The following is a 12,291-nucleotide window of genomic DNA, read 5'->3' as shown; positions in this document are numbered from 1 at the left end:
GTACATTATCTTTCAATATGAGCCTTATTATTCAAACGAGCATCCACTTGTTCCCAAGTAGGTAACGCTTCCCAATCTCCCACTGCTTGAATGACCATAGATCCCATTAAATTACCAAGTCGCGTAGCCTCAATCGCTGAGTACCCTTTAAGCAGACCTGCTAGAAAACCGGCACAGAACCCATCGCCTGCACCCACTGTATCTAATACCTGCTCTGCTTTGAAATATGGAACTTCGCTAAGAACCCCTGCTTCCAGTACATAAGTCAAATCTGGTCCTCCCTTTATAATCGAGATTCCTCGTAACTGTGAGAGTTTCTCGAATATGTAGGTATTATCATCTGTATCATATAATAGTTGAAGTTCATCAAGTCCTGGGAGGAAATAATCCGCTTTCTCTGCAAGACGAAGAAGAACAGGACGTGCCTCTTCCAATGACCATAACTTTAAACGTAAGTTGGGATCGAAGCTAACTTTAACACCAGACTTTTTCGCGATATCGATTGCTGCTTCAACGGTTTCGAGGCCAGACGCACTGATAGCAGCAGTAATTCCTGTTACGTGTAGTATACTCGCAGATTCAATATACACAGGATCCAAATGATGAGGCATCATCCGACTTGCTGCTGATCCCTTACGATAATAATGCACTGAGGATTTGCCGGAGGCGTTTTCACGAATCATTAAACCAGTAGGCTCCTCTTCACTAAACAAGACCTGAGATACATCTACTCCCTCACCACGAATTGACTTATAGATCATATTCCCTAATGGGTCATTCCCTAGTCTTCCAAACCAACCCGCGCGATGCCCTAAACGTGAAACACCGATAGCAACATTACTCTCTGCTCCGCCAAACGATTTAGATAATGTTGAAGCATATTCTAAGCCTCGAGAATCCTGTGCCGTAAAAAGACCCATACTTTCTCCGAATGTAATAATTTCCGGATTCAGCTTCGTAAACGCTTGCATGAAATATCCTCCTCTATGAGGTTGTTTAAAAAGTCATCTTTTGATCACGAAGTATATCAGGGGGGCGTATTCGACATCGAATATTGAATTCAGCCGGTCCTTCCGGTGCTCACGTAGGTACTGCCTACGCTCCGCTCCTCACTCCCTATCTTCATTCAATCTTCTCGGTGCTGAAAAACTGACTTTTTGAACACACACTCTATATGTATTCGTCCTCTTCTTATTGTCGAACGAACCTACGAAGTTGTCAATGCTTAGGGCTGATAAATTTAGTTCATTATTCCGACACAACTGCCCAGAATGAGAGCGTTTACCATTGTGATGTATATCACAATGGTTTTGATGGGAAAGTAGTAATTTTAAATTATAGATAAATAAGAACCTTTAGAGATACAAATACCTTTGGATAGGACGACGGGGGACGACTTCATGGATACTCAAATTGTTAAACAAGGCGAGACTTACTTTCTCAACTTACGATTTCTACTTATTGTTACAGTATTTGTAGCTAACGCTATCGAACCAGTAATTCTACAAATGAGCGGCCTTCATCAATTATTTCTATGGATTCTCACCTTTCATATGCCGTTATTCGTTCTAGTCACAGGCTACTTCGCCAAATCAAGTTTAACAGGTACAATAGGTCGAAGAACATTAATACAAATCGGCTTACAGTATATTATTTTCCAAAGCATTTATTCCTTTCTAAATTATACCGTTTTTCATGTTACTAATACCCATCATTCTTTTTTTGCACCCTATTTATTGTTATGGTTTCTAGCAAGTCACATTTGTTGGCGTCTGATATTGATATCGATGAGAAAACTTTCCCCCACTCAACAAATAATACTATCCTTGACTCTAGGCGTATTAGTAGGTTACTTACCGTTTGATGGCGTGTGGCTCAGCATCAGTCGAACTTTTGTTTTTCTACCTTTTTTTATTATAGGAACCCATTTTAATTTCTCTGCATTCAAGCAGTTAATCACTACTTGGAGAAAAAGGGGCTTCGTCTTTGTATCCCTTGGTCTCTTTGTTATTCTTGGTATATGGGGGTTAAATATCCCTGCAGGTTGGTTATTTGGAAGCATGACTTATATACAACTTGGTCAACATGAATGGTATGCAGGAATATTCCGCATCGCTCTTTATATTCTTCAATTCATCTCTGCCGCTGCTTTTATGGCTTGGATTCCTATGATCGAAAGTCGGATAACCGACATGGGTCGTCGTACGCTCTATGTGTTCCTACTACACGGATTTATTATTAGGTTGGCTAATATATCTGGATTATATCAACATATTAATTCTACTGAATCAGCGGTACTACTCGTCGTTACCGCTATAGCTCTAACGATACTATTAGCGCAACCATTTGTCAGACGTATTACACATCCTTTAGTGGAACCGTCTATTCATTGGATCATTCATTTAGAGAATCGAGCATTCCGCCGTTCTTAGATAATAGGTCTATTCGTTTCACTCAGATTATTTGACACTACCTCTATTTATATAATTAGGGGTAGTGTCTTCCTTTTCCATGTCAATTGCTAGAAATAGCATAACATTTATGATAGACTCATTAAAAACCAACTAGGTGTTTACTCTGTTGTGTAACTGCGCTCATGCGGGAAATACTATAAATTCATTTGGGGGAATTAGACATTATGCGACCGAAAAAAATGCGTTCAGATATGATTACGAAAGGCTTCGACCGTGCTCCTCACCGCAGTTTATTGCGGGCGGCAGGCGTAAAGGAAGAAGATTTCGGCAAACCATTTATAGCGGTATGTAACTCTTATCTTGACATCGTTCCAGGACATATCCACCTTCAGGAATTCGGCAAGATAGTTAAAGAAGCTATCCGTGAAGCCGGAGGTGTTCCCTTTGAATTCAATACCATTGGTGTTGATGACGGGATTGCCATGGGGCATATCGGTATGCGCTACTCTCTACCGAGCCGTGATATTATCGCCGATTCAGTAGAAACGGTTGTTTCAGCTCACTGGTTCGATGGTATGGTTTGTATCCCTAACTGTGACAAAATCACACCAGGTATGATGATGGGTGCGCTTCGCGTGAATATCCCAACCATCTTTGTTAGTGGTGGACCTATGAAAGCTGGCAAAGACAGTACCGGTCGCTCGATTTCCCTTACCTCTGTTTTTGAAGGTGTTGGTGCACATCAAGCTGGTACTTTATCTGATGAAGGTTTGCTAGAACTGGAACAATTCGGTTGCCCTACCTGTGGATCATGTTCCGGTATGTTCACAGCGAACTCTATGAACTGTCTCGCTGAAGGACTTGGACTTGCACTACCAGGTAATGGAACGATCCTTGCCGTTGCTGAAGAACGGAAGGATTTCGTTAGACAATCTGCTACACAACTAATGGAACTGATCAATCTTGATATCAAACCTAGAGATATCGTTACTATGGATGCTCTTGATAATGCATTTGCACTAGATATGGCAATGGGTGGTTCTACAAATACCGTATTACACACACTAGCGCTAGCACATGAAGCTGGTCTTGAGTACCCGATTGAACGTATTAATGAAGTAGCTAATCGCGTGCCTCATTTAGCGAAACTTGCTCCTGCTTCAGACTGGCATATCGAAGACCTTCACAATGCAGGTGGCGTAAGTGCAATTATAAATGAACTACTGAAGAAACCAGGTGCGATTAACGGAGACTGTATTACTGTATCTGCTAAAACGCTACGTGAGAATGTTGAAGGTTGCGAAATCATTGACCACAATGTCATCCATCCACTAGACAATCCACATTCCGAACGTGGTGGTCTTGCAGTCTTATTCGGTAATATAGCACCTGGAGGTTCCATCATTAAGGTTGGTGCTGTTGATGCTTCCGTCGGCGGCTACCACAAGGGACCAGCCATCTGCTTCGATTCACAGGACGAGGCGCTACACGGAATTACCAATGGTAAGGTTAAAGAAGGACATGTCGTTGTTATTCGCTATGAAGGTCCAAAAGGCGGACCAGGTATGCCAGAAATGCTTGCTCCAACTTCGCAAATTGTCGGTATGGGGCTAGGTGCCAAAGTAGGTCTCATCACCGATGGTCGCTTCTCAGGTGCTTCCCGTGGAATAAGTATTGGACATATTTCTCCAGAAGCTGCTGAGGGTGGACCTATCGCCTTCGTTGAAGATGGCGATATCATTGAGCTTGACTTGAATAATCGTACCATTCAACTTGAAATCGATGATGCAGAATTTGAACGTCGTCGCGCGAATTGGAAAGGTTTCGAACCAAAAGTGAAAACTGGATATCTTGCTCGTTATTCTAAATTAGTAACCAATGCAAGTTCCGGCGCTGTGCTTAAGATCTAATACTATTTCAAACAAAACAAGGGGAGTGCCCCATTAGTAGACTTTTCTACTAATGGAGCACTCCCCTTGCTCTATTAAACATGTATTCGAAAAGTGTACTCCATCGTAAACTTCGCAAATGCTATTCCGTTATCTATCCGTGATGAGGATTATTGTGGTACATTCAATAATTCCGAACTATCCGTAGGTATGATTTTATTTATTATTTCTGAATTCGCCTTACGATGTGATCCATTAACTGCATAATGTTCATACAGATGATCTATGGGCATAATGATCATCTTGGGAACCAACTTAGCTGGTGCTTCCTTCAATCGATTCTGACCTGTTGGATGTATAACACTCATTAGAATCTTCAGATATACCGTTGTTGATTTAGCGAACCAACCATTTGGTAAATCACGAATGCTGAAACCAAACTTCTCAGGTCCACGATTAATCATACTTACACCATAGAGTGCCCTCGTATCCCTTAATTCAGCATTGTCCATTAACTGATAGGCTAATGTCGGTAATTCTTTCTCCATTGTACGAATCATCTGAATGGCCAAATGCACTGTTGACCGTGAGTTCACACCTATCCGAAATAACTTCTGATTATCAAAATGTAACTCAACAATAGTAGCACCCTTTTCTAACGTTGAGCCATTATCTAGAATTACCGTTTCCCCCTTATAGCGACGAAGCCGATAATGAAGAAATGGATCTGTCGGTGTTACTGTCTTAAGCTGGAAGATGAAATGGAACACCGCTTCCCACATTAACCAGAGCTTAACAATGATTTGCTTCCCAATGGATAGCTTACTCTCCGGAGTATTCTCCGTAGATTTAATCATCTCGTCAATACGAATACTTTGCAATTGCCGACGTTCTGCTTCTTGCAGTACTCGCTCCAGCGCTATTAACATTTGCTTAGGTGCATCAGGATTAGCACCGACTGTCGATCCACAATCATGAAGAACCATAACTTCCCCAGGTTTAAGCTTATTTAACATCCGCTTCTCTAATTTGTCCGCACCCGTCTTCTCGCGCCAATCACCGAACATAGATGACCATAATACTATTTTATATTGACCACGTTTATAGACATCAAACATATTCAGAATCCCCCAAGGTGGGCGATAGTAGGTTGCCGATTCCCCCGTTATGGAGAATATGATTTCAGCTGTCATCTTAATCTGTTTGCGCACACTTACAGGTCGCATAAACCAATTAGACTTGTGTATGTAGTTATGAATCCCAATAAGATGTCCTTCTTCATGCATCCTTTTTAATAACTCAGGATGTTGTTCGGCATTTATTCCAACTACAAAAAAAGTCGCCTTAGCATCATATCGCTTGAGCAAATCTAACAATTGTGGCGTATAACGAGGATCAGGTCCATCATCAAAAGTAAGTGCAAATTCTCTTTCACTCTTTCCTTTACGAAACACTCTAAATCCGAATATTCGGGTGATCATACCCGGGATAAATGCATAGAAGGATGAAATATAAAATAACCATAGCATCAAAGTCTGCACACCCATTCACCATCTTTTCTCTGATTGACTTTGTTGTGCTGTTCTTTAGTTAGAAAGCCAATTTTTTATTATGTTCGGCAAAAATCACTATTTATTATTTTATCATAATTAGCAATCAAATAGGTGTTTTTTAAAAAATCATGTACAATGAAACGAGCGATCTATTATCATTTGTCTAAAGGAGATGAGATTTAACTATGCTTCCTCTTTATAAGAAGTATTGGCGTACACTTTTCGATATCGCACTCATTGCTTTGACCGTTTTTTTGACCATGTATATCTTCAGTAAGTTATACCAACTAGCCGCACCCGTATTTTTGTCCTTTATTATTTTCTTATTGATCGAACCACTTGCTAAGTTTCTTCACAAAAAGGGATTAAATAAAGCATTATCATCTGCCATTTCTGTGCTGTTGTTTGTGCTCGTCATTCTTGGAATGCTTCTAGGCGTTGGACTCATCGTAATATCTCAGATTTCAAATCTACAGGATAATCTACCTCATTATACGATGATCATTCAACAACAGTTCACATACTCAATGGAATTTCTACATACCAAAATAGACCTTCTTCCACCAAGCATTTTAGAAAAGGCCAATGAATATTTCACGCTATTAACTGACTTTGCTTCCGGTTTATTAGTGAATTCTTTCAAATATTTTATTTCTATTTTTAGTTCCTTTTCATCTTTCCTTGCCAACTTTGGGATCGCAATTATTCTAGCTTTCTTCCTAAGTGTTGAGATTGACAGCTGGCGTCGTATTGCTAGCGATAAGTCACCTAAGACGATCAAGAACGCCTTCATTTTTCTAAAGGAGAATGTGTTTAAATCTATTGGTTCTTATCTCAAAGCCCAGATGATCATGATCTTGATTTCCTTCGTTCTTTTATATATCGGATTTTTAATATTAAACACAGGAAATTCTTTAACACTAGCCCTAATCTGTGCGATGCTTGATATTCTTCCTCTAGTTGGGATTCCGGTCATTTTCATTCCATGGATTATCTATTTATTCGTTGTGGGAAATACTAGCCTTGCTATTGGCTTGTGCGTACTACTCGTTGTTGTCTTGATCACGCGTCAATTGTTGGAACCCAAAATTTCAGGCAATTCCATTGGTGTAACCTCTGCTTTCTTAATGCTCTCGTTTATGATCATTTCACTGTCTTTATTCGGAATCACTGGGTTAATTCTTTCTCCAATACTACTCATTCTGATCAAAGAATTGTTGCAACAAGGATATCTTCTAAAGTGGATTAGACTGCCGCAAGAAGAATTTGAAGTATCCCCATTCGATATGAATCAACGACCAGTAGCGGAAGCGGAAGCAGATAAGGTATCTGTAGCTGACGATAACACCCCCATAATTTGACCGAAAAGTGCCGTGGCTTTGTTGTGTGTATCAGGAGCTACATTCTGGAATAACACCGCAACGGTATATTTCGGCTGATCTACAGGGCCATACCCTATGAACCATTGATTGTTCTTAGGGTTACCCTTTAATACAACTTGTGCTGTTCCAGATTTACCAGCTAGTGGCCATTCAGCATGAGCTAAAGATTGTCCCGTACCTTCTGTGACCACCTTTCTCATCCATGACCTAAGGAGCCTTGCTGTTTCCGCTGATATGCTACTCTCAGTACTCGGATAAGCATGCGGAGTCAACTTCTTCATAACCTGTCCATTATGATAAGAGATTCGTTCTAGAATTCGCGGTGCTTGAACCTGACCTCTATTAAGTAGTGTCACAACTAAATTAGCCGCTTGTAATGGCGTCATTGTCACATCCCGCTGTCCAATGCCAGTCTGAGCCCTCACCCCGCCATCATGTAAAGAGGCAGAGTCAAAGATTGTTCCTTCTTCTTCATGATCCAAAGGCTTTAACACGGAATATCCAAGGATATCCTTGTGCTCCCACCCTATCCTTCTTCCCATACCAAGTGCCTGAGCAGTTCCTTCAATCTGTGCTGATGTAAGCCTCTCTGCTAAAGTGGCAAATACAATATTACAAGACTCCGCAAAAGCCTGCCCAAGAGCTAAAGTACCATGGCCCTCTTCTTTCCAACAGGATAATCCATACTTCTTATGATGACCATTACAATAAAACTTTTCATTAGGTGATGTTACTCCCGCCTCCAAAGCAGCAGCTGCAATGACTGTTTTAAATATAGAGCCAGGTGTCGTAGCTTGTATTGCTTTGTTATTCCATTCGCCTATTTCCGGATGAATCGCTAATGGATTGTAGAAAGGAGCGGACACCATTGCCATAATATCTGCATTATGCGCGTCTAGAACGACTACCGCTCCCTGTTTCATTCCCGATTGTTTCGTAAGCTTCTCAATTTGTTGCTGGAGACGCTTGTCGATCGTCGTTGTAAAACGTAATGGATAGTACGCATTATTCGGAGCCTTCACACGAATACCAGCACCAGATAGCGGTTTGTTCCTTCCATCCACCGTATAATAAGCAATGGTTGGTCCAATCCCCTTTAGAAGCGGCTCTAGTGTCTTCTCAAGCCCTGCTCCCCCGCGCTTCAGGTTCCATCCCATATTATTCGTAAGGGCTGACTTCTCAGCCGAATGTGATAAGTATCCCAACCATTGCATCCCTGATAGGTTATCGTTATACCGTTTTCGAAAAGGTAACACTTTAACACCGCTTACGTCCATTTGTGTAATGAGGTTAGCCTGCGATACGTTTAGAGACATAGGTTCATCCCCTACGTTACTTCGCCATACTGAAGGCTCTCGTAAATCCTGCCATATCTGATAAAAAGAGAGCGTACTTGTCTCTAAACTTTCTGCAATCTTCTCTAGCCTTGATTCCATCGGTCCGCCCTTCATTGTGTCACGATCAATGGGAAATAATATAGCTGCTGGAATCGTTTCATCCGTTAATGACTCGCCATGTCGATCAGTAAATGTCCCTCGACCAGAATCAAGCACGATTGCTCGTTCCCTTTGGAGTACGGACATTTCTTGGAGCGTATATTTACTATTGGGTAATAGCATCGTCCTCATAAATAATTGAATATATACCAGTCGAGACAATAGTATAATTATCATTCCTGTCAATATCACTAAACTGTAAAAGATTCGTTTCTTTTGCTGGAGATTCATAAACATTCCTCTTTTACTTTTTTACTTATAGTGTTTCCCTTTCTACGTGTTAATAGCCATAATTAGATTTAAGTTCACTACCTTACCTCCTTAAGAGAGCATTGAAAAATCCAAACATATTGCTGTAGGATGCCAATATATATCAAACACCAATTAGAGTGATATCTTCTAAATTAAGTAATAAGAACCGGCTATACCGTCCTTTTTCAAGGACGGTATAGCCGGTTCTGTCGAAATATAAGAGATAGAGTATCGAGTGAAACTTATACTCCCTCAATAAATTAAGGTTTTCTCTGTTTTTCTCACTTTTTCTTGGGATTTCATCTTTGACCTACGAAGCCAACTTGGATAATAGTTGACGTATAGTGAATATTTAGGATTAACTCCTAGGCAGGAACATAGGTGGGGTAAACCTTGCTTTAAAATCCTATGGTCGCACTCAGATCTCCATGTACACCCTTGCGGTTACCCTCCCATGTCTCTCGGGGTCTATGCCCTTACATTCCTTCGTTCTACCTCTCAAGGAGTGGAGGCCAGGTTAGCTTTCTTACGGGGTCTAGGCCAGGTTAGCTTTCTTACGGGGTCGAGGCCCTTTAGTATAAAATTCCTCCAGCCTATCCGTGCTTCGTTTATCAAAGCGTTTCCTATGAACTAAGCTTGTCAAACCTTAAACCTATTTACCTCTGACGATATGTTCCTTTGTTGATGCTATAAACTTGTGGATGACTTACGCTGCTTCCCTTTCTTATATTTTCAAAAAGAAGCCACATTGGCCGCTTAATCAATCTACTCCGCTTCCCGCAGTCTCTCGACGATGGTTGCCTTGGACAGCATGCGATAAGCGCTAATCGTTACGATATAGGCAATCACGATCAGGACAAGTATAACAGCGGCAATGGGCCAGACATTCATCCTGAACACGGTAAATTCCAGATTATCCGCTACACTCTTTGCGATTTTGCAGGTCAGAAACATTCCAAGCGTCCCAATAATAAGGGCTGTCAAAAGAATGCTGTAAAACCCTTCGTACACTAACATCCTCTTCATCTGCTTCTTGGTCATTCCGATACTTTCTAAGATCGCAAATTCATTGCGACGAGAGACTACGCCAGTAATAACGGTATTGATATAATTAAGTACGCCGATCAATGCGATAATAAAACTTAAGCCGTAACCTACCGTTTTAAAGATAGTCATAAATCCGGCCATTTCCTTCCTGTAATCCTCTCTCGATTTCACATTAAGACCTGTTGTAGATTCAGCTATAGCCCTTACGGTACGGTCTACTTGATCCAATTTAGCTGGATTCACATGCAAGGTAGCGGAGAGAATTTGCGCGTCGGCAAAGGTGGATTTCATTTCCTTTGCCGGGAGATAGACGTTAAAACCAAATGATGAATACCTTTGAGCTCCCGCCGCATATAACGATTCCAGTTTCAATACTGCCATGACCTCATAGCTTTTTTTTGCGCTTCCCAGCTTGATCCTATCACCTGGGTGATAGTACTTGGTATTTACATCTTCAGCAATTATCGCTTCCGTAAGCATGACATAATGACCTGAATCAAACTTTTCACGATCAAATGTACCCTCTATGATCTCGCTCTGCTTCAATACGTCATACCAACCACCGTCAATCCCATGCAATTGTATACTTATAACCCCACTTTTCAATGTTTCGTCAAGAGCAGGATTTGGTTCGGGTGCAGCCCCCAACGGTTCCAGGACAGATCGAATGGTGTCATCCAATGGCAGTCCATCCCATTGATAATAGACCTTATCCAGACTCTCTACTCCATCGATTTCACTCAAACCGCGAGTAACCTCTTCTGACAACATGTATTCGTCAGTGGTGCTTCTTCCCCTTCCATCAAAAGACTCTTCCTTCACTACAAGATCACCCGATATAAAGGTATTCAAATATTTATTGACATCGAATGAAGAAATCACCGTGTAAATAATACTGAATAGAATAATGCTCAGAGACAGAGAGGTAAGCATAAGAAACAACCTTTTCTTATTTCTAAAGATGTTGCCCAGTGACATTCTTGAGAGCCTAGCCCCGTTTACCGATCTTTTCGTTTTCTTTCTGCTGCTACCACTGCGAACTCCAGCATATCTAACTGCTTCCACAGGTGAAATCTTCGATGCCGTTCGCCCCGGCTTACTAGCCGCAATACGAACCGTCATATAAGAAAATAACGCAGCACCAATGAAAATGAACGGATTCACCGAGTAGCTAGCTTCCATCTCCGTCCTGGAAAAAGACGTGGCCATCATAGGAGCCAACCAGCAACCGATTCCGTATCCAATAGCCAACCCAATTGGCAGTGCAACAATGTATAACCAATTAGCCTGAATAGAGATAATCTTTCTAAGCTGTTTCGGCGTTGTTCCAATGGTCTTCAGCAATCCATAGAACTTAATGTCTCGAACGACCGAGATGTGAAAGATGTTGTAAATCAGTAGATACCCACTAAGCATAGTGATAAAGATTAGCACGACATACGGAATCATATTTGTCCAATCTTCAAATATAGATACACTAGAGTAGGCCCAATTCACTCCATAAGGTACATCCACCCCGGCATCGGACAGTACCTTTTGTATCTTTCCCTCGATATCCAAAGAGTTATTAAACATCACATCGAGTCTTATCGTATTGGTGTAGGAGCCGTCTGCCTTCGATACTTTCGTGTCAATGTTGGCGATGTTCTGCTGAACAAAAGCTTCCGAAACATAGGCCAAACCGGACATTGCGACATATTGATCAGCTTCGAAATAACCAGACAATACAAAGTCCTGTGAAATGACTTTATCACCCATAGTTCCATCTATATCGATATCTAGACTCACCTTAGTTCCTAACTCATGAGAAGCTCCCAGCAAATCTAGCTCCCAAGTATTCATAACAATCTCATTCTCTCCAGAAGGTAGCCCACCTTCAATGAAGTGTATAAAGCTATGTTCGGGATTGTTATCGTCTACATAGTTAATTTCCATCCTATTAGATTTAAACGCACCATTTTCAACCACACCTACCAAAGTCGCTCTACTATATTCCTTGATAGAGGGATGATTGATCAGCTTATCAACCTCATCCTGGTTAAGATATTTGAAGCTACCATGGAAGTCACTTCCCGATGTCTTCATATTGGCCAGTTCCATTGATTTATTTATGCTTAGCCCCATTGTAAATATCGAAGTCAGCAGAAGCGTGGTGAGCACAATCGCACACACAATCATGAGGTTTCGCATCGGATTCGCCCTTAAGCTCCTCCGTGCAATATGCGACACACTCTTTGCGTTACCAGTAGAAATCATGA

General features: G+C 41.3%; 7 protein-coding genes. 3 read left to right on the top strand and 4 right to left on the bottom strand.

The genetic code is table 11. The features are described from left to right. Positions 1-5: 5 nt before the first annotated feature. Positions 6-971 carry a sugar kinase gene (locus AC1TO9_RS00375; RefSeq protein ID WP_482058099.1) on the bottom strand — a complete coding sequence of 322 codons (966 nt, stop codon included), beginning with the start codon at positions 969-971 and terminating at the stop codon, positions 6-8. Between the two features lie 429 nt (positions 972-1,400). Between AC1TO9_RS00375 and AC1TO9_RS00370 the strand changes: the two genes are divergently transcribed. Next, the gene (locus tag AC1TO9_RS00370) at positions 1,401-2,432 is read left to right on the top strand and encodes an acyltransferase family protein (protein ID WP_482058098.1); all 1,032 of its coding nucleotides are present in this window, start codon (positions 1,401-1,403) and stop codon (positions 2,430-2,432) included. 206 nt (positions 2,433-2,638) lie between these two features. After that, positions 2,639-4,324 carry a dihydroxy-acid dehydratase gene (ilvD, locus tag AC1TO9_RS00365; protein WP_482054562.1) on the top strand — a complete coding sequence of 562 codons (1,686 nt, stop codon included), beginning with the start codon at positions 2,639-2,641 and terminating at the stop codon, positions 4,322-4,324. A 149-nt stretch (positions 4,325-4,473) separates the two neighbouring features. Here ilvD and AC1TO9_RS00360 read toward each other — a convergent pair whose 3' ends face one another. Beyond that, positions 4,474-5,832: a polysaccharide deacetylase family protein gene (locus AC1TO9_RS00360; RefSeq protein WP_482054561.1), complete on the bottom strand. Its 1,359-nt coding sequence runs from the start codon at positions 5,830-5,832 to the stop codon at positions 4,474-4,476. Positions 5,833-6,041: 209 nt separating this feature from the next. On the opposite strand from AC1TO9_RS00360, the gene AC1TO9_RS00355 reads away from it, so the two are divergent. Next, complete coding sequence (locus AC1TO9_RS00355; protein ID WP_482058097.1) at positions 6,042-7,217, top strand: AI-2E family transporter; 1,176 nt, start codon at positions 6,042-6,044, stop codon at positions 7,215-7,217. Here the strand turns inward: AC1TO9_RS00355 and AC1TO9_RS00350 are convergent. Continuing rightward, positions 7,148-8,965 carry a peptidoglycan D,D-transpeptidase FtsI family protein gene (locus tag AC1TO9_RS00350; protein WP_482058096.1) on the bottom strand — a complete coding sequence of 606 codons (1,818 nt, stop codon included), beginning with the start codon at positions 8,963-8,965 and terminating at the stop codon, positions 7,148-7,150. The two genes, AC1TO9_RS00355 and AC1TO9_RS00350, sit on opposite strands and share 70 nt — an antisense overlap. 786 nt (positions 8,966-9,751) lie before the next feature. Continuing rightward, entirely contained in the window at positions 9,752-12,289 is a 2,538-nt protein-coding gene (locus tag AC1TO9_RS00345; RefSeq protein ID WP_482058095.1) for an ABC transporter permease, read from the bottom strand. Positions 12,290-12,291 lie beyond the last annotated feature (2 nt).

Source organism: Paenibacillus sp. Y916 (genome assembly GCF_056786435.1).
Note: the sequence above shows the minus strand (reverse complement) of the source record. Positions and strands in the feature narration are given on the sequence as shown.